Origin of the sequence: Paenibacillus kyungheensis (genome assembly GCF_028606985.1) — a bacterium.
Classification (GTDB): Bacteria; Bacillota; Bacilli; order Paenibacillales; family Paenibacillaceae; genus Saccharibacillus; species Saccharibacillus kyungheensis.
Window position 1 is genome coordinate 2,836,777 of sequence record NZ_CP117416.1, and the last position, 20,878, is coordinate 2,857,654.

General features: G+C 37.3%; 17 protein-coding genes. 4 read left to right on the forward strand and 13 right to left on the reverse strand.

Going from position 1 to position 20,878, the window contains the following annotated elements; translation table 11 throughout:
* Nucleotides 1-2 precede the first annotated feature (2 nt).
* From melA to fba, 7 genes are all read right to left on the reverse strand, one after another.
* The gene (gene melA / locus PQ456_RS12040) at nucleotides 3-1,304 is read right to left on the reverse strand and encodes an alpha-galactosidase (RefSeq protein ID WP_273612496.1); all 1,302 of its coding nucleotides are present in this window, start codon (nucleotides 1,302-1,304) and stop codon (nucleotides 3-5) included.
* 42 nt (nucleotides 1,305-1,346) lie between these two features.
* Nucleotides 1,347-2,171: a carbohydrate ABC transporter permease gene (locus PQ456_RS12045; RefSeq protein ID WP_273612497.1), complete on the reverse strand. Its 825-nt coding sequence runs from the start codon at nucleotides 2,169-2,171 to the stop codon at nucleotides 1,347-1,349.
* 15 nt (nucleotides 2,172-2,186) lie between these two features.
* Nucleotides 2,187-3,125, reverse strand: coding sequence for a carbohydrate ABC transporter permease (locus PQ456_RS12050; protein WP_273612498.1), 939 nt, complete (start codon nucleotides 3,123-3,125; stop codon nucleotides 2,187-2,189).
* A 16-nt stretch (nucleotides 3,126-3,141) separates the two neighbouring features.
* Nucleotides 3,142-4,419 (reverse strand): ABC transporter substrate-binding protein, encoded by a 1,278-nt coding sequence (locus tag PQ456_RS12055; protein WP_273612499.1) that lies wholly within the window; start codon nucleotides 4,417-4,419, stop codon nucleotides 3,142-3,144.
* Nucleotides 4,420-4,565: 146 nt separating this feature from the next.
* Nucleotides 4,566-5,345, reverse strand: coding sequence for a DeoR/GlpR family DNA-binding transcription regulator (locus PQ456_RS12060; protein ID WP_273612500.1), 780 nt, complete (start codon nucleotides 5,343-5,345; stop codon nucleotides 4,566-4,568).
* Nucleotides 5,346-5,463: 118 nt separating this feature from the next.
* Nucleotides 5,464-6,396 carry a 1-phosphofructokinase family hexose kinase gene (locus PQ456_RS12065; RefSeq protein WP_273612501.1) on the reverse strand — a complete coding sequence of 311 codons (933 nt, stop codon included), beginning with the start codon at nucleotides 6,394-6,396 and terminating at the stop codon, nucleotides 5,464-5,466.
* Nucleotides 6,393-7,259, reverse strand: coding sequence for a class II fructose-1,6-bisphosphate aldolase (gene fba, locus PQ456_RS12070; protein ID WP_273612502.1), 867 nt, complete (start codon nucleotides 7,257-7,259; stop codon nucleotides 6,393-6,395). Before fba ends, PQ456_RS12065 begins: the two co-directional genes overlap by 4 nt.
* Before the next feature lie 281 nt (nucleotides 7,260-7,540).
* On the opposite strand from fba, the gene PQ456_RS12075 reads away from it, so the two are divergent.
* Entirely contained in the window at nucleotides 7,541-8,584 is a 1,044-nt protein-coding gene (locus PQ456_RS12075; protein ID WP_273612503.1) for an SIS domain-containing protein, read from the forward strand.
* Nucleotides 8,585-8,700: 116 nt separating this feature from the next.
* Here PQ456_RS12075 and PQ456_RS12080 read toward each other — a convergent pair whose 3' ends face one another.
* Nucleotides 8,701-9,441, reverse strand: a complete 741-nt coding sequence (locus PQ456_RS12080) for a sulfite exporter TauE/SafE family protein (protein ID WP_273612504.1) — start codon at nucleotides 9,439-9,441, stop codon at nucleotides 8,701-8,703.
* 372 nt (nucleotides 9,442-9,813) lie between these two features.
* Between PQ456_RS12080 and PQ456_RS12085 the strand changes: the two genes are divergently transcribed.
* Nucleotides 9,814-10,731 carry a helix-turn-helix transcriptional regulator gene (locus PQ456_RS12085; RefSeq protein ID WP_273612505.1) on the forward strand — a complete coding sequence of 306 codons (918 nt, stop codon included), beginning with the start codon at nucleotides 9,814-9,816 and terminating at the stop codon, nucleotides 10,729-10,731.
* Between the two features lie 77 nt (nucleotides 10,732-10,808).
* A complete protein-coding gene (locus PQ456_RS12090) occupies nucleotides 10,809-11,324 on the forward strand; it encodes a DinB family protein (RefSeq protein WP_273612506.1) in 516 nt (171 codons plus the stop codon).
* 341 nt (nucleotides 11,325-11,665) lie between these two features.
* Here the strand turns inward: PQ456_RS12090 and PQ456_RS12095 are convergent, their stop codons facing one another.
* The 3 genes from PQ456_RS12095 to PQ456_RS12105 form a co-directional block, all read right to left on the reverse strand.
* Nucleotides 11,666-12,538: an amidohydrolase family protein gene (locus PQ456_RS12095; protein ID WP_273612507.1), complete on the reverse strand. Its 873-nt coding sequence runs from the start codon at nucleotides 12,536-12,538 to the stop codon at nucleotides 11,666-11,668.
* A 14-nt stretch (nucleotides 12,539-12,552) separates the two neighbouring features.
* The gene (locus PQ456_RS12100) at nucleotides 12,553-15,681 is read right to left on the reverse strand and encodes a GNAT family N-acetyltransferase (RefSeq protein ID WP_273612508.1); all 3,129 of its coding nucleotides are present in this window, start codon (nucleotides 15,679-15,681) and stop codon (nucleotides 12,553-12,555) included.
* Between the two features lie 226 nt (nucleotides 15,682-15,907).
* A complete protein-coding gene (locus tag PQ456_RS12105) occupies nucleotides 15,908-17,956 on the reverse strand; it encodes a beta-galactosidase (RefSeq protein ID WP_273612509.1) in 2,049 nt (682 codons plus the stop codon).
* A 174-nt stretch (nucleotides 17,957-18,130) separates the two neighbouring features.
* On the opposite strand from PQ456_RS12105, the gene PQ456_RS12110 reads away from it, so the two are divergent.
* Nucleotides 18,131-18,976, forward strand: a complete 846-nt coding sequence (locus PQ456_RS12110) for an AraC family transcriptional regulator (RefSeq protein WP_273612510.1) — start codon at nucleotides 18,131-18,133, stop codon at nucleotides 18,974-18,976.
* Between the two features lie 124 nt (nucleotides 18,977-19,100).
* Here PQ456_RS12110 and PQ456_RS12115 read toward each other — a convergent pair whose 3' ends face one another.
* Nucleotides 19,101-19,592: a hypothetical protein gene (locus PQ456_RS12115; RefSeq protein ID WP_273612511.1), complete on the reverse strand. Its 492-nt coding sequence runs from the start codon at nucleotides 19,590-19,592 to the stop codon at nucleotides 19,101-19,103.
* Nucleotides 19,593-20,134: 542 nt separating this feature from the next.
* Entirely contained in the window at nucleotides 20,135-20,872 is a 738-nt protein-coding gene (locus PQ456_RS12120) for a hypothetical protein (protein ID WP_273612512.1), read from the reverse strand.
* Between the last annotated feature and the right edge of the window lie 6 nt (nucleotides 20,873-20,878).

Genomic DNA, 20,878 nt, shown 5'->3' on the forward strand with positions numbered 1-20,878 from the left:
CATTATTTCATATTCGGGATAAATTCCCGTTCCACTTCATATAATTCATCGAACATATTGCTGATTTCTTCAAGTGAACATACGGCTGCTGTTAATGGATCAGACATCAATGCATGACGTGCCATTTCTTTATCATTACCGAGTACAGCACCTACAGCTAGTTCAAAAAATGCCATATTCGAGCGACACAGCGCAGCTAGATGTTCTGGTAGACTACCGAACTGACAAGGGTTAATTCCATTACCATCAATCATACAAGCTACTTCGACCACACCATTTTGCGGTAAATTATGAATAAGCCCTTGATTAGGTACATTACCATAGATCACTTTAGGTTCGTTTTTTAGCATCGCTTCTATAATAACTGCGGCATACTCATTACTATTTTTCAATTCGATAGGTAAAGTACCTTCTAATTGTTGTAAAATGCGCTCATCGTTTTCTTTTCTCCAAATAGGCCAGTTGTCTGCATAAAATCCTGTTGCACCGTTATACCCTGTATTACAATGCTGATCTATTAACTCCTGACGTTTACGATAATAAGGAATATATTCAGAAAAGTGTCCGCTAGATTCCGATACAAAAGCACCTAAATACTTCATTGCGTCTAAGCGCACAGGATCTTGACGCAGTAGCTCTTCGTCTTTTATTTTTTCCAGTAATACAGGGTACAAGTCTTCACCTTTATGCTTAAGTTCAACGAACCATGACATATGATTAATGCCACCTGCTCGCCATTCTAATTCGTTGTAAGGTACACCTGCATACTCTGCTAATTGACTGGATGTGTTCTGAATCGAGTGACACAGACCGACTACCGGAAGTTCTGTAATCCGTGAAGTCAGTAAGGTGACTGCTGACATTGGATTCGTATAATTCAAAATGGTAGCATGAGGAGCAAGGTCTTCAATATCTCTTACAATGTCAATCCAGCTTGGGAGCGTCCGCAACGTTTTGAACAAACCGCCTGGTCCAAGCGTATCTCCTATACACTGATTTACATTGTATTTAAGAGGAATCTCATACTCATACCTTACATTTTGCAGTCCACCGACTTCAATCTGATTAATAACAAATTGAGAGCCGCCAATGACTTCACGTCGATCTGTAGAAGCGATAACTTTCCAACGATTGCCTGTCATTTCGATCAACTTTTCGACCATACGACGAGCAATATCTAGACGCTTTGCATCAAGATCGACTAAAGCGATCGTGCCTCCATCGATTCCTTCAATTTTTAGAATATCTGTAGTGATATCTTGTGTAAAAGCACTACCTGCACCAATAATAGATATTTTTGTCATTATAATTCTTCCTCTCTGCATGTTTATGATGATGGAATATTGTTATTTCATACCTGTCATGGTTAAGCCTTTGATAAATTGCTTTTGGAAAATAAGAAAAACAATCATGACAGGTAAAGTAATTAAGACAGCAGCAGACATCACAACATTGTAATTGACCACATGAGTTCCGTTAAAATACACAAGTGCCAGAGGTACAGTCATATGGTCGGTATCATTCAGTACGATTAACGGCCATAGATAATTGTTCCACGCATTCATAAATGTAAAGATACCAAGCGCTGATAGCATCGGCAAAATAAGAGGAGCAATAATTCGAATCATCAATCGTAATTCACCAGCCCCATCTATTCGCGCAGCATCTAGCAAGTCTTGCGGGATATCTTCAATAAACTGTTTGGCTAAGAACACTCCATAAGAACTAACGAGATTAGGCAAAATAATAGCGGCTAAATGATCAATCAATCCAAGTCTTGCAGTGATCAGATATGTGGGAATCATAATCACTTGAAAAGGAATCATCATGGTTGCCAGAATCAATACAAATAAAATGCGTTTACCTTTAAATTGATGCTTAGCAAAAACGTAACCTGCAAGTGCACTTGTAAATAGTGTAATAATGGTGATAATAACTGCTGAAATAGCACTATTCCACATCCATTTTACAAAGGGAGCATCTTCAAAAACAGTGAAATATCCTTCTAATGTCGGATGAGTTGGAAAGAAACTTCCCTGACCTGACATGATATCCATATTGCTTTTGAAAGAAGATACTACCATCCATAGATAAGGAACCATCATTGCCACCGCTGTCACGATTAGAAACACCAATACGATCGAATCCAACCATGGACTTTTTCGTTGCATCTGTATCTCCCCCTCTTATTGTTCCCAGCTAGCACGTCCTAATCGGAACTGAATTAACGTTACGATTAAAATGATGATCAGGAATATCGTTGCCATTGCAGAAGCATAGCCCATATTGGAATTGGAAAAAGCTTGATCGTAAATATTAAGCGCTAAGACCCTTGTTTCGTTAAACGGTTCTCCTTTGGTCATAATCTGGAATTGTGGGAATGCTTGAAAATATGAAATCACTGTAGTGATCGTTACAAATAACATAGTTCTACGCAATAATGGCAACGTCACAAAAAAGAACAAGTGCCAGCGATTAGCTCCATCCAGAATAGCCGCTTCATAATACATATCAGCAATAGACTCTCTGCCTGCTATAAATAGTACAATATTATAGCCAATATCTGCCCAGAGCGTCATCATAATAACGGATAACAAGGCATACTTGGGATCACTTAACCAGTGAACAGGAGCAATATGTAGCTGACCGAGAATGACGTTGAACAATCCACTGTCATAATTCAAAATAGTTGTCCAAACAATAGCTGTTCCCGCTAGTGGAGCAATAGCTGGTAAAAAGAACAAGGTACGAAACAAATTTTTAAGCCATTGTATTCGTATTGCATAGATCGCACTTGCAATAATCAATGTAATCACAATATTGCTGATCACAGTAATACCAACGAACTTAAAAGTGACCCAGAGCGATTTTAGAAAGACTGCATCTTGAAGTAACAATGTATAATTTTTCATTCCTGTAAAAACAGCATGATTACTGAGCGGACTATAATCATAAAAAGATAACAACAAACTCCAAGCAATCGGTAGAAAAGCAAATACTCCAAAAAGAAGCAGAATCGGGGCTAGAGCAATACGCACAAACCATTTCTCATTTTGATATGAACGAGTGGTTCCTTTATCGAATGTTCTTTTACTGGTATTTCCAGCTTCGATACTTTTATTCATTCGCTATTCACCTCGACTACTTGTGTTGGTCTTGACTTGAATTGATAGATTGTTCTATATTACTTAGACCCGTTTCGACGGTGATCTGTCCGCTTACAATCAACTGAAAGTTATCATTAATCTGTTTGAAAAAATAATCTCGATCTGCAACAGGGCCAATCCATTGACCATACTTCAAAATATCAAGCGGTGCTTTCATGTACGGATTTTCCTTCAGAAATTTAGGGTTATTTGCGACTTCTTTTTTGGGAGGTACTGTAAATGTACTTATATTCCATTGAAGCAGATTTTCATTTTCACTTAGGAATTGAATAAAATTCAAAGCTTGCTTCTGTATTTCACTTTTACTGGCTACTACTACACCCCAACCTGATTCTGCTGCAAAATAAGGATTCTCATTCGTAAATGAAGGAACAGGGACATATTCAAAGTCTTTCACCTTATAGTTATCCAGTCCAGAAGCAACCGTCCAAGGCCCACGATAGGTCATAGCAGAATTGCCACGGAAAAAGTAGTCAGAACTATCCAATTGACCGCCAAAAACAGAAAGATCAGTCACTTTATCTACACTAACTAAAGAAGTAAGCGCATTCATTGCTTGGATAGCTTCTGGAGTTTGAAAGCTTACATGGTTATCTGTTCCCCAGTACTTTCCATTCTGCTGCAAAATCATAGAAAGAAAGGTAAACGTAATATTGTCTAAAGAAATAAAATCAAATCCTTTGATTTGGATACCGTTATCATTACGTACTGTTAATATTTTGGCATTTTCGACTAAATCGTCCCATGTTTTGGGTGGGTACTCTAGCCCTTTGTTTTTGAACATTTCAGGATGGATTAACATACCTCCGTTTTCGAGGTTGTATTCAAGTGGTAAGCCATACAACTTTCCATTGTATTGATAAGCTCCTAATGGTGCAGGATAATACTCTTTGCTGATCTTATCGATATTAGGAACTTCGGTCAGTGCTCCATTTTTACTATACTCAGGAACCCATGTACCAAACATCTCAGCTACGTCAGGAGGATTTTGTGCAGAAAAAGAAGCTTTAAGTTTTTGATTATACACATCATAAGGAAAAGTCTGAAAATCAATTTCGATATCGGGGTGTTTGGCTTCATAGGCTTGGATCAGCTTGTGATATGCATCATTCATTGCACTTTCTTGATGTGCCCAAAATACGATTTTAGTTTTACCAGAAGAGCCTACATTTTTAGAATTTGATGCACATCCTGCTAGCATCACTGTAATCAAGACTAGTAAGATGAGATAGTTCAAAACCTTAGTAAGCATATCAATGAATTCCCCCTTTCAAATTCAGTAGTCTTACATGCTCTATTGCTATTACATATAACGTATAGACCAAAGTTGGATATTCGATATAAACAACCTTGTCTATACGTATAAACAGCTATATCATCAGATAGATATCTCGATCATTAGACTAATTGCAGTTGAACATGTTCTTTGTCACATAATTGCTGTAACCAGGAGTCAGCATGTACATTAGTGATAATGCCGGTCACTTCTTTTAAAGGCATAATCGTAAATAAAGCTGTTTTTTCAAGTTTACTTTGGTCGAATACCGCATACACTTCACTAGAACGTTCACTTAATTGCTGAGCAATCCGTACTTCTAATTCAGAATGCATCGTAAATCCTCGTTCAGATGCGACACCATCTACACCCAGGAACATTTTGCTCAAATTGATCTTCTGAATAACACTTTCAGCTAAAGGACCGATTAATTCATAACTTTGTGAGCGCATTACGCCACCAGTTAGAACCACTTGAATCCCTTCTGCATCTGCCAATTCAAAAGCAATATTGACGGCATTGGTAACCACAGTAATATTTTTATGATGCTTTAATGCCATCGCTATCAAAAAAGTAGTTGTACCACCTGTAAGTCCAATAACATCACCATCAACGACTAATGCAGCAGCAGCTTCCGCAATTTTTTGCTTATCTGGTTGCTGAGCCAACTGTTTATCGACAAATGGAACTTCATCCTGACTGATTTTGCTTCCACCTTCGTAGACGGCTCCACCAATGGTACGAATAAGCTGTCCTTCTTTCTCCATGAGGTCGAGATCACGTCTAGCTGTAGCTTCAGAGCAACCAATAACTCCAGTGATTTCTTGAACAGATATTTTGCCATTCTTTTTGATCATATCCATAATTTTTGTACGTCGTAATTCACTTTTAGAATACTCCATTTCTGCAATCTCCTTTGATTGTTATGAGCATTATTAATATAATTTTGCTCTTTTTAATCATTTTGTATGATTACAGAATGAATTGCAAGCATCTATTATAGGATAATTTTGTTCACCTTTATAAGGGAATGACCTGAACAGCAGATTCTAACTCCAGGTAAGTCGCATAATCCATATCGCCTGCTTTTTCAGATAATGCATTTGCAGTGGCAACAGCAGAAGCTAACTTTAACTGTTGTATAGGTTCATACTGTTTTGATGTTGCAAATGCCATCCCTGCTACAAAAGCATCACCGCACCCCACCGTATTGATGGCTTGAATAGATGGAGATATCACTTGATACACTTGCTTATTGATAATCGCAATAGACCCCTGACTTCCTCGGGTAATGCAAACTTTCTCTATACCACGATCAATTAGAAGCCAAGCGGCGTCAATGTATTGTTGATCTGTAGTCAGCAAAGTATTGGTCCATTGCTCTAACTCTTGTTGATTCGGTTTGATAAAATAAGGCTTAGCTTGGATCGAATCTGTAAAAGCAGCTCCACTTGTATCCAAAAAAGCATGTCCGCCTGCCTGCTGTACAATTTCGATGAGTTCAGCATATCCATTCGTCGCCACTCCTTGAGGCAAGCTTCCTGAAAAAACAATAATCGTAGACATCTGTGCAAGTTGCTGTATTTTCTGTTTGATAGCTATCCATTGCGATGAAGAAATGATAAGCCCCGGTTCTAACAATTCAGTAGAAGCATGTTGATTGGATTCATCAATAATATTGAGACATATTCTAGATTCACCCGATGTCATAACAAAATCTGTGCTTATTTTTCGTGTTTGTAGCAAATGGTCTATCTGTTGCCCATTGTCTCCTCCTATACAACCAGAAGCAATCACTTCGCCACCTAATAATTTGATAATTTTTGCTACGTTATTTCCTTTACCACCTGGTTCTGTGAGTACACGTCTAACCCGATTGACCTGATGTGTAGCAAATGAATCCATATAATAGGTTTTATCTACTGCTGCATTTAAGGTCACCGTAGTAATCATTGTAAAACGCCTGCTTTACCTGCCGATCCGCATAGTCCAATTTTTTGCATTGCTAATTGTTTAACCGCTTCTTTAGCAGGAATCATATATTTACGTGGATCATTTTCGGAAGGATTCTCGTCAAAAATTTGTTTAATCGCATCTGAGAAAGCGATACGTAATTCAGTAGCTACATTCATTTTGGACATGCCTAGAGCAACCGCTCGCTTCACTTGTTCTGCTGGAATACCTGAACCTCCGTGAAGTACCAGTGGAATATCGACCAATGCTGCAATTTTCTCGATTCGTTCAAAATCAATATGAGGATCGCCTTTGTAAATACCATGAGCTGTTCCGATCGCAGGTGCTAATGTGAGTACTCCTGTTTGTTTTACAAATTGTAGACATTCTTCAGGATCTGCTAATAAAGCATCTTGTTCATCGACAACGATATCGTCTTCTACCCCTCCTACTTTGCCAAGCTCTGCTTCTACATTCACACCAGCAGCATTTGCTATTTCCATAACTTTACTAGTGATGGCTACATTATCTTCATAAGGATGCATTGAAGCATCAATCATGACCGAGGTATAACCTGCCCGTATACATTCAATAATAAGATTGAACTCTGTACAATGATCCAAATGAAGTGCAATTGGAATAGAAGATTGATTCGCAGCAACTGTAGCTGCTTCGACTAGATACTTCGCACCTAAATGACGAACAGTACCTACTGTCGATTGGATAATAAGTGGAGATTCCATTTCTGTAGCAGCATCTACAACAGCCTGTAGCATTTCCAAAGTATGTACATTGAAAGCAGCTACAGCATAGTGATGTTCTCTTGCCTTTTGGAGCATGACAGTTGATGAAATAATTGGCATATTAGCATCTCCTTAATGATTGAATAAATCATTTAAATTGATTCTTTAGATCATTTTTTAATTATGATACTCTTAATTAATGATCAAAACAATCTTTTTTTATTTATTTTTACAAATTTATTTATTTTTCGATTAAAAAAGCATAATGAATATCACAATAATCAAATTTTGATTTAATAAATCATAAATATGATTGAAAAAATCAAATTAAAGAAATATACTATATATGAAGTCCGCTCGTAATGATTATCTTGCAAAATATACTATATGGAGGTCAATTCATGAACTTAACGTATCAGGAAGTGAAAAAGCAATATACAGCCCTACATCAGACATTCAATTATATGTTAGAACATCGTCAAGCTATCCAAGACTTACTGGAACAACTTCATCCTACTTCTATTACCTTTGTAGGTTGCGGTTCTAGTTACTGTTTAAGTGAATCGGCTGCTTTTTCTACTCGTTTGTATACCAATATGCTTGCATCCGCATTAGCAGGGGGCGATCTCATGCTAAATGCAAAGCGATATGCTCCCCTTTTGGCAAATACATTATTGGTTGCTCCATCACGTTCAGGTAGTACAAGCGAAATTATAGAAGCTATTCAACGTGTACGTAAACAACAACCTCTTGCCGTTCTTTCTATATCCTGTGTATCCAGTTCTCCTTTATCTACAGAAGCTGATTTATCGTTAGAATTACCATGGGCGTTTGATCATAGTGTATGCCAGACTCGTACAGTGACGAATTTGTATGTAGCTAATCTATTGATTAATGCTTTTTGGAGTAATAACGAAAAATTAATTGAGGATATTCAAAGTGCCATTCAAATGGGCGAATCTTATATGGAAAAAGTAGAAGCTTCGATTCGAGAAGTGGCTGATTTCGCATGGAAACGTGTCATTTTATTAGCAGATGGTGAATTACAAGGATTAGCTAATGAAGGTGCAATTGCTATCACTGAAATTGCTCAAGCAGAAGCTCATGCTTTTCACTTATTAGATGTTCGCCATGGTCCAATGGTAACTATTGATCAAGATACTTTGGTGATTGCAGCACTAACTGGAGAAGGCACATCGTATCAACACAATCTTATTCAAGATATCCATGCTCGTGGAGCACGAATTATTGCGTTAGCAGATCACTCCAATCGGATTCCAGACGCATCGGTAAATCTAGGCATTGTTTTAGAACAACCTTTGCATCCAGCAGCTCAAGGGATTCCTTTTATTTTCATCCCACAAATAGTAGCATTAGCCAGTGCAGAGCGTCAGAATATCAATCCTGATCAACCGGATGGATTGGAAGCATGGGTCAAGTTGTAAAGATCGATTTTTGATAGCTATAATGCCTTATATACAATAAAATCAAAAAGAGAACAGTCCTTTATAAGGATCTGTTCTCTTTTTGATTTTACTATTTTGCATGTAGTTTATTTATTTCATATCACACCCAGACCTGCTAATAACGTCCAAATTCCCGATAAAATGATCAAACCCAGTGAATACTTTTTAAATTTCTGTTCGTTCAAATACTTAACGGCTTTGACCCCTATCCATGTACCAATTAGCATCACCGGTAACATCCAACCTAGATATAGGCTCATCTCCTGATCGATCAATCCACTATATACAAAGGTAATAATCGTCACTCCGTTTAATATCACACCGACTAATGCTAAATTCGCTCGAAACATCTGCTTGGACATGCCTTGATTAGACAACATCAATGCCATCGGAGGCCCACTCACAGATATGCTTCCACTTAGTAATCCGCTGATAGCTCCTGCTAAGACATAAGCGACTTTTTCATTAGCAATCGGAATAATTCGTCCACTCATCAAAAATACAGCAAATAAAGTGATCAGTATACCTGTTATAATTTTAAGAGTACTTCCACTAATAATAAGCAGAAACAACGTTCCAACCGGAGCCATAACCACACTTGCAATAATCAATAATCCTATTTTACGTATATTGGTATCCTTATAGACAGAGCACAAAACCAACAAGCAAATCAGCATACTTAATATGACAATCATCGGTACGACACGCTGAATCGGTAGCAATAAACTAAGTAACGGCAACGCAATTAAAGCAAATCCAAAACTTGTTAATCCTTGCACAAAGCTTGCAATAAGGATAATCCCTGCCCCGATCAATAAAGCATTTATAGTAATCATGTATACTCCTTTATAACAACTAGATTCTACAGGTTCACCACTCACTTTTTTGATAATGATGATCCCTAAATACATAACGATAATATGAACTGTTTTTTCTTTTGAAATATCAGTTTTTCATTTGCTGTAACTGTTGCAATGCTTCAGTAGCAGATTGTTGAACAGCAGGATTATGATGCAACGTATATGATTATACAACTTACTCATATTATACCGCTTATAGTATGCATGTTTACTTTTTTAAAATCTAACTGTCCTTTGTCTAAATCCACCAACATCTTTGATTATATTCTAAGGTATACTGTTATAGATTAATGAATAAATCAACTCACTATGATCCAAATAAATCATAACAATAGGCGGGATAATGCTATGAAATTAGAGCGATTGATTGCGATGATCTACAAATTGCTTAATCATGAAGTGCTATCTGCTTCTGTCTTGGCTGAGCAGTTTCAAGTGTCACAACGAACGATTTATCGGGATATTGATGTACTCTGTGCGGCTGGATTGCCGATTGTATCGTATCAAGGAAGTAGTGGTGGATATGGGATTATAGATGGATATAAAATGGACAAAAGTCTGCTTGGTGCATATGATATCGATTCATTAATTACTGTACTCACCAGCCTTTCTACTGTCTTTCAAGATGAACGTGCGCAAAGTACAATTGAACGTCTACAGACCATTGCACCTGAACATCACAATTCTAATCTAGCAATCAATTTCGATACATACCGAACAGAACCTCATGCTCTTCTTTATCTACGTCAAGGGATTACAGATACTAAAGTAGTCCATTTTGATTATATTAACGCCAATAATGAACATACGCATCGGAAAATCGAACCGCTCTGGCTTCATTTCAAATATAGTACATGGTATGTACATGGATTTTGCCAGAATAAACAGGATTATCGGGAATTTCGCTTATCTCGAATGATGAATGTACAGTTAACGACCGAAGATTTTCATCCTCATCCATCTACTCCACAGAACATTCTACAGACTGAGCCAGAATGGGAAAAGCAATTAAAAGAAATTGTAATTCGAGTAGCCCCTCAATCTTTAGCAGAAGCTCTGGATCAATTTCAGCAAGCAGACAAAACATTTCAGTCTGATGGAAGTATGATCATGCGTATTCCTATCTATAAACCTCTTGAAGCCAAATGGTTATGGTCGATTTTGCTTAGCTTTGGGAGTGGTGCTGAAGTGTTAGAACCTGCCGAGTTACGAGTCATATTAAAACAACAACTTGAACAAGCGCTCCACCTTTATAAAGAAGTATGACACACTGTTGTCATACTTCTTTGGCTATGATGAGAACTGTAATACCATTTATTATCTTTCCAAAGGAGCTGTTATTGATGTCTAATCATCCTGTAGAAATGTTCAAGTACCACATCTGGGCAAGTCGTATTATTATGGAAAGAATCCAAGAACTTCCTGACTCTGTACTACACCAAGAGGTGAATAGCTCTTTCCCAACAATAGCGCATGCGTTAAGTCATATGTATGCAGTGGATCGAATGTTTTATCAAGTTTTACAAGGTGAAGAAATGCCGGAAGCCTTACAAGAATGTATGGCTTTGAATCAGACCACACTGACTTCTATCGATGAGTATATCACTCGTTTTGCAGTATTAACTGATCAGTACCAAAAATGGCTACAAAATGGAATAGATTTAGAACAATCTCTTCTACTGAACAATCCTTATGTCGGCCCAAGACAGACGCGCTTAGCAGAAATCGTACTCCATGTAGTAAACCACGGAACATATCATCGAGGAAATATTTCTACTATGCTTCGTCAATTAGGTCATGCTTCTGTAATGAATGATTATCTATTATTCTGGTATCAGGAATCGGCATCATCTATCTAATGATCGAAAGGAACATGATACATTGAATAACATTGACCATCTTCTCACTATACATTCCAGAATAGAATTAAGAGCATGGTTGCACCAAATTCAGAAATTTATCATTAATACCAAAGCAAACAAAATGTATGGTCAATGGCATGATCATGTACGATTATGCGATGAACACGATTCGTTATAAATAATAATCTATATGTATACATGAGATAGAAACAGAAATCTGACATAATTAAAACGTGTACTTCGATGCCAGACATTGACATCGAGTACACGTTTTCGGTTACCTATTGATAAGAACAATACTAACTTACAACTTCTTGTTATGTTACAAGATAGTTGGACTAGATCGATTGCGATTCTATCCAACTTTTTAATTTAGGAAAGACTTGAAGCGCATTATGATAAAATACATTTTCCCACTGGGCTTCAGGTATTAAATTTTTGATAAAAGCAATATAAGCATCTAAAGGTACTAACGGCCAATCGGTTCCAAATACCAGTCGATCATACTTCTCTGCGAATACGATAGCTCGCTTAAAATGATCAACATACGTTTGTTCACCCATTAGACGATATACTTTGGAGCTATCACCAACGATCCAACCGGATAGATCAGCATATAGATTCGGATTTTTTTCAAGCAAAGCTGCTGTATCCATCACCCACGGATCACCTAGATGACATAACATAAAAGTAATATCCCGATGCTTGAGAAACGTTTCTTCCATTGATAAAGGATGAGAGTATTTGAGTAGCCCATGATCTGAATAAGTCAGTCCACCATGAATAACGATAGGAAGCTGATACTTGCGAGCAAGCTCATACACCGGAGCATAGATAGCGTCACCTACATTATAATGATAATATCCAGCATATAACTTGATGCCGACCACATGATCCCATTGTAAAGATTGCTCGACGGCTTCTAATTGCCCTTCTTCATGGAGAGTCACTGGATTAATACCTATACATGTAAAAAGATTATCAGGCATATGTCCCTTCAAATCCAACAACATCGGATTTTGTGCGGCAGTATCAGGGAAACCTCCAGCAGACGTTTCGGTGACTCCCATACCGACAGCTGCTACTACTTCGGAACGTGCAAATTCGTCCAATAGCCCTTTTTCAGTATAATCAATAGATGCTAATGACTTAGCAGTATCGTAAAAAGAGTCAATTTCAGAAAAATGGATATGTGCATCGATGATTTTCATGGTGTACTCCCTTCTTAATCCTCTGTTACAGTGTTGAAATCGAATTGAATATTAAACAGATCCGTTAACGTTGAATCTGGAATATCCATATCCGAAATCATGTAAAACTGTGGTTTACCCCATACCTGTTGCTGATGATTAGCAAAGATTTTCTGAATAACGACAGATGCGATCAGATGTGTATTTACAAAAACAGCGCAAGTCTCATTATCTGGATGATCGACAACGATTAATTGCGACTTCCGTTCATGAGAACCAAAGCGAATGACTTTATCTTTCACTTCGGTTTCATATTGAACTCTACCCGCTTTATAGGTGATATTTTCTTTTGCTGTATTTGTAACATATGCTTTAGCATCTGTGATCTCTTCGCTCACTTTGTAAAAGCTAAAATGATTCGCTCCAAATGGTGCTAACGTTGTTCCTGTTTGTTGATCAAGCTTAATAAAGTGACAAAGCACTGGAACACCCGGAAGCGTGACATAATACTGCTGAATCGATAATCCTTTTAACTTGACATTGTTCTCAATATCAATAGTAATACAGATGCCTGACCATGTATTTCCTAGATTATCTTTAATTTCTGTAAATTCTACAGACCGTTTTTCTTCCAATAATGTTCGCTGCGATAGACCATGCACTTCTAATGAAATACCGCCAATCCACGGATTCCACCATGATCTAGCTACTGGTTGTGGAAATGAAGAATCTAACCATTCTAATCCATCAGATTTAAGTGAAAATAAAGTCGGTGCAAAAGATTGACTGGCTTGAAATTCTAACACACCGTTACGCACCGTATGAATATCTCCATGTTCTGTTGAAATCACTTCTTGAATAATTGCCTGTTCAGATACTGGAAATACCAAACGCTTCTCTTCCAATACATACGAGTCCATATCCAGTTGTAATGTAAGTACATCTATTGTAGAAGATGTTTGTAGAGGAAGTTGCACCTGAAAATCATGTGATTCTAAGGTTTTGGATAATTCATATTGAGTCTGTTCCACACTACCCAACTGAGATGAAATCGAGAGTGTTCCATCTAATATTGCATTTTTGTGCTCTATAATCTGTACATCTACTGATTGCTGGACGAACGGATTGCCTTGATTTAATTTACATTCAAGAGGTGCTGCAGTCGTTGTTAGATTGTGATCTGAACTATTCTGTACCGCAAATTTTCTGAAATCTTGCCAATCATTCCATGTACCGATAGCGAACAGAAGTGCAGGTGTTTCGACTTTATCTCCTGCATTGCTTAAAGACAATGGATGTTCTAATCCATACAGCCAATGATCGGTCGTTAATCTTATATCTTTTGACCATATTACACCGTACGTTGAATCAGAAGTATAGGAAAACAACCAATTTTCTGTAATATCGCTAGCTTGCCAGTAATCTATTGCAGAAGCATCTGAACTTTTAGCTGTGTCAATATACTGATTACGGTAAGGAATAATACTATTTTCTAACGGGAAACGGAAATGCTCTTTCAAAAATAGCGGCTCACTACGTTCCTGCTCATGTTGATTCTCTATAGTGTAGTAACGGCTTATTACACCGTTCGCATACAATGTAACGATCGTTGTTAAAACAACCCCCATATGGTCTACATCGTACCTTGCTTCCATGATCATAGCATCTTCATGACGGAACGTGACTTGAGACGCACGATTTTTTTGAAATTCATTTTTATAAGGCAGTCCAAACTTAGGATAAAATAGACGAGCAGCTTCTTCTGTACCTTCATAGATCGTAAAATTATTATTGATTTTATTTAAATATACGCTGTATTTACCATTGGCTATCACCCAATCTTTAGCAGTCTCGCCTCCGAATGCGGATTGTATACCTGGAAATACAAGACTTATGTGTTGCTCCAGTATGCGACTCTCTTCAGTACATTCTGGCTGTGTATAGATTGGAATAGCGTGATGCCAGATCCCATATTGAAGTAATGTGGTTGTAAGTGTAACACAGCGACGTGATCGAGCAGGTACTTCAATAGCTACCCTAGTATCTTGAAATGACAAAATATTATCGTTAGGGCATTGCAGGTAATAGGTAATTTGTTGATCGTACTCATTTTCTACTGTTAATTCTAGTGCGACCTCTTCCCCTACTATTAACGAACGGTGAGGAGCTTTTACTTTTAAGCGTACCGGGAACTTAGGTTCAACACCACTTTTGAATATAGCAGATTGCCCGTTAATGATTAATTCTGCTTCTACAACAGGATGTGTCTGAAACGGATCTTGCTCTTCTTCAATCGGCTTAATCTGAAAATGCCCTTCAATCGTAGCTTGTGATTCTACTATTCTGGATTCTTGCAATTCAAAAGCAATATCATCATTAGCAATAGACTTAATCTGAAGCGATAATGGCTTACCTGTTTTGTTAATCACTTCATAGACGATTGGATAATCGGTTCCAAATGGCAATTGATGAGCAACAGGAATCGTAGCCTGAATCAGATAATCATTCGTTTCAATCAATCGTAGACCACGACCGGTTCGTTCATATTCCATTTTGAGTTGTAGATCATCTTTAATCCACTGATATGTGAAATAATCAAACCCGTATTCCTGTCGTCCATCAGGTTCGGTTACAATCTCACGCGTGCTATCGGTATACCAGTCAATCTGTTCAAAATAAGACTGTACTGCTGGTGTCTGTAACACTGCTGGAATCAAATTAATAAGATGTGTTGTATCGTCACGTCGTTCCCAGAAAAATCCTGCTTTTTTATACGTAGGTACAGCTTTGATATTACCCGGCCAAGTGTATAAATCCAATCTTGGCCAACCTCGTTGCAATGTTTCTTCGACTGCTCGTAATACTAATCTTTTTCCAATTTTATATCCATGATAATCTGGACGTACATTCAGTAATGGAATATAAAGTGCTCCTGTGTCTTCTTTATAATGAGAAAAGCTACAGTATCCAACCACTTCATCGTCTTTTACAGCTAGAAAAACATCAATATGTGTATGATTATGGTGCTCTTTCAAAATCATTTCTTCGGTCTGGACCGTATTATCACCGCCCCAACTCTCATGACTGGCATTCCACATCTCTGCAATCGATGCAGCAAAACGTGGCTCGTAGGTTACAATTTGAATAGTATCCATTTGGGTCATTGTCGTGGCTCCTCTTATGTAGATAGAATATCTATATTGGTGTACCTAATTATGCAAGTAAGATGCAATTGTCGCTCCTTTCTATCGTATTGTCTCTTATCATACTATGTGTTTGAACGATAATCAAAGTGTAACAACCATTATGTGTATATCGCGAAAAGGAACAGATATCCTAAGTAAAAAAACCTCCTTAATTAGCAGGAGGTTTTCTATCTATCTTATATCATTATTGTAAAATCATCACACCATAAGCCGGTATCGTCGTTGTTCCTTCAATTAAAGTATCTATTAACACATCTGTACGTTGTTGTTTGATCTGAATAGAAGCCTCTTGATCGCTATAATTGAGCAAAAAGATGTATTGGTGTTGCTCATTCTGACGAATCCCTATCTCCACCTGTTCCGGCACTTCTAACCAGTCAGCTACAGGGGAGGATATCTCTAAGATCGACAATAATTCATCGACAACATCTTCATGAAAAGCTGCCCCATAATATAACACTTTACCTTTGCCGTATAGTCGCTGTGTTAATGCAGGAGCATCTTCATAGTAAGATGATGTATAGGTCGCCAATACTTCTACATCGTCTTCATTTACTTGTAAAATATCGTTAAATAACTCCGCTACTTGCGCCATATGATGATTGTTATGTTGCCAGCGAAGTCCTGGCACTTGAGCATTACCTGTAATCGAAGTGAAATCCGCTACAGAAATTCCGCATAAGGAAGCGACAGGGCCCGGCATAGGCGCCATTCGGCAATGACCGGATAACTCTTTGTATCCTGTGCGTGCACCCAAAATTAGTGTTCCACCTGCTTCTACATACTGAGTCAATAAAGTCGCTGTCTGCTCAGACATAATTGCGGCATGCGGATAAATAAGCACTTTATATTGTTGTAATTCTGCCAGTGTCTGCTTACGCAAATAGATAATATCTGTTGGGATATGCTGATATTGAAGTTGCTTGAACCATGCGTTGATACTTTTGCCTGTTAAAGGGCCATGCCATATATCGTATTCGCCATCCCAATCGTTATCATAATCTTTGACGATAGCTATATCTGCTTGATAAGTTGTACCTGCAATCTTGTCACCGATCGCCACAAATTCTTGCCCTACTTGAGATGCTTCTTGAATACGACGGTTCGGTTGATTATGGTAATCATTTAAGCCATGCCAGTAGATTTCTGTACCAAATGTAGCCGTTCGCCAGCGGAAATACATTACCAGATCAGCGCCATGTAATACCGATTGGTATGTCCATAATCTTAATTGCCCCGGACGTGGAGCAGGCATATTCATTCGATTCACCCATCCACCTGGCCCGGCTTGCTGTTCCATAATACAGAAATTGTTAGAGATATTACGGACAACGCTCAGATTCTGACTCCATTTACGATCCAACAATGGCTTAGGTTCATCACTGCCAAAGATGGTTGAAAATTGCGGATATGAATCATAGGAGAAAAAGTCGAGCATTTCTTCTGTTAACGCATGACTATCTAAATGTCCAAACAGACCATTCGTTGTAATCCAATGATGAGGAGCGATCTCTCTTAAAATGTCTGCTTGAATACGAGCAAAAGCGATAGTATTGTCAGAAATAAATCGTTTCTCATCTAACACCAGATGCGGATTAGGAGAATGTGCTGTAGTAAGACGTGGCAAATACACTTGATTCCAATCTGTGTAAGTCTGACTCCAGAATACAGTCCCCCATGCTTGGTTAAGCGCTTCCAAAGTATGGTAACGTTCTTGTACCCATTGACGGAAAGCAATATGGTCAGCTTCTGCATAGAATTCACTGACTTCACAATTCAGTTCATTATCAATCTGCCACCCGATAATAGCTGGATGATCTTTAAAATGATTTGCCATTTGGCGCGTAATATTTGCACATAGTTCCTGATATTTAGGGCTACTATAATTGTAATGTCTCCGCATACCATGCTGATATGTAACACCTTCGATCGTTGCATTCAATACTTCAGGATATTTCTGTGTTAACCATGCTGGTGGTGTAGCAGTAGGTGTTCCCATAATCACTTTCAGACCATATTGGTGTGCTAAGTCTAATACACGGTCAAACAGATCAAAGTCATATACTCCCTCTTGCGGTTCAAAAATACTCCAAGCAAATTCACCAATTCGAATATGAGACAAATTCATATCTTTCATACGTTTAAAGTCATCTTCCCAGAGCGAATCAGACCATTGTTCAGGATAATAACATACTCCTAATTGTAAAGAATCAAGTTGAATCGATTTGTTCATGACAATCACCTCTAATGTTTGGATATCTTTATTTTAAAGCGATGTCATATTTACGTATATAACGAGTAATTATCCTGATAACAATATTTTGCGATGAACATTTCAATATATAGTTGGTATTGCTATAAAATGGACTGTAGTATAGTATAAATTTCATCTGAAAGGAGTACTGAGATGAGAGAACATATTTTCTTCCCTAATCCGTCATTTGCACATTATAGTTGTTATCCAGATTTTATAGGAGGTTATCAGAACCATTCTTCTCATATCGTTGATCGTCCGGCGAACAGTAGTGATTTCAAATTAAATCGATTGTATAACCTACACTTTATTTTGAAAGGAAAAGGTTATGTATATAGTCAGGGAACCAGATATGAGCTGAGTGCCGGTCATGGATTCTTATATGGCCCCGAGTTAGCAGAACGTTATGAAGCAGATTCTTATGATCCATGGGATATCCGTTGGATTCACTTTTCCGCTTCTGGTCTGGAATCGTTATTAGGTAAACGAGGAATTAGCGAAGTATGGTTATTTGAACTACACTCTATGCAGACATTGAATATATGTATGGAAGAGCTGTTAGCTTTAGGTCGTAACTTTGATCTCAAGCAAGAGATACGCGCTTCTACTGTACTTTATGAGATGTTATTACATATTACCAAAGATGCAGTATCTCTTCATTTGCCCAAAGATCCTGCCCTACCGGGTATTCATGCAGCCGCTAATTATATGCGTGAGCACTGTACAGAACCATTATCGATCAAAGAGATCGCTCAATTTACAGGATACAGCGTACCTTATTTTACGCGTAAATTTCACCAGTCTATGGGAGTAACACCAACTGCTTATTTACTGGAATCACGTATTTTATATGCGAAAAAGCTTCTTCTTTCTACCAACAAAACTATTCAAAATATCGCCTTAGATTCAGGATTTTCGCAAAGTAGCTACTTTATTCACTGCTTCAAAAAAGTCGTTGCTATGACACCAGAACAATTCAGAGTAAGTTGGGATTCTTGATAGATCATTAGTATTAAATTCAATCTAAACAATGATTCTAGAATGAATTATTTTCCTTTATATTCTTTTCTCAATAGGTTTACTTGATTCATCACCATCATTTTTTTACTATGATTCTCCTTTGTTATGTATGAGATGTGACGACATGGTATTTATTAGATGCTTGATGCGCTAGTATACGCTTAGTTTTTTCAGAAAATCTCACAATCAATTCTTTATCTTGTTGCTTGCCAATGATCGACTCAATCTGTCCTAGACCAAATTTAACATGATGGATTGTATCTCCAACTTTAATAGCATCGACCCACTCATTCAATGCTACAGTAGAGTCAGCTGTATCTATAAGTAATGAGGAGACTACGGGAGGAAATAAATTAGGGTCACTATAATACTCTAGTTCATCTCCCTGTACATAACCATGGAGTTGAGAAGCTATGTCAATCATTAATGATATTACAGTAGAATCAGCTCCACATAAAGTTAACCTTCCTTGTTCAAATATAAAAGGCAAACCTTTCAAAAGATGATTTACTTTGATTAACTCTTTTTCAGTAATCGGATTAGATTTGCTATCCATCCATTGTTCTGTTTTAGAAATATGAAGATCATAACTCATTGTCATAACTCCTTTGCGTAATGTATCTCTTATTTTGGGCATTTACGTTTTATGTATATTGAAAAAGTTCATAGATTTTTAAACAGATAAATATAATAAATTGGCTTATAATAAATCGCTTATGTGTAACTCTTCCATAATTTTTATACCAACGAATTGATATACTGGTCATAATCAAGCTAAATAGAGGACCTCCCAAAGCTGCTGTAAACATGATGGCAACAACACCTGGATGAATATGATAATCAGCTATATATTGATCAACATCAGTAAACCATTCATACAACACATTAACTAGTAGAAGGCTAAAATAGTAATAATTATATAAACATAATGCAACATATATTATGTACTTTAGTATCCGAATACATTCATATTTCATTGTTCACCTATTTTCTGTATAGATTGTATATTCATGTTCTATGATTACTTATTATACAATACAAAAAATTGTTAGATCACTATAATTATCCCATATAAATCTAAAAAAGACGCTGAATTCTTCCAGCATCTCTTTTAGTTCCATATGTTATCACACATTTTCAATGCAATTCGTCTCGTCTTTGTTCTGTAACTCCCACAGGATCAAGCATAATGATCGGATATTGTTCTATACAGTGAAGCAATGTCTTCACCAGTGTACATCGTTCTGTGGTGTTCATTATTTCCTGTTCTACCTGTTGTATTTCAAGCCATTTATTGCGTTTGGTATCTATAGTTGCATTATCACCATGCACCCTTATTTTTGAATGATACAGATTGTGTTGAATATCTAATGCTCGGGATAATGTAAGACTATTGGACTGCTTGATCTGTTGGCGCAAATAATCTGTGTTCCATCCTAATAGATTAACACTATCTAGCTCATATAACACAGTATTCATGATTTCTAGAAGTAAAGCACTCAACTTATATTCCAGTCGTTGATAAGCATAATAAATTGTGGAATTATGCCATTTATTTTTGTCGATCATACTGTTCTGAGATACATGCGGATAAACAAGCATCATATGTTGCATATAGTTTTGTATATAAACGTTTATTTTTTGCTCTGGTGCGATTTGTTGATCGGCATAATTGTAGAAAATAAGATTATTAATGTCCTGACCGATTGTATCCAAAACCAAGCAATACGCATGATCTTTACTTTTCAACTGATTAGCAAAATCGGCTTCTGTTAAACGACATATCTGCATGATATCTTGTGCTGAAGTATCTTCATATCCCTTGGTAACAAACAATAATTTGATTTGTTCAATCATCGGATAGGTGTTATTCATCCAGTA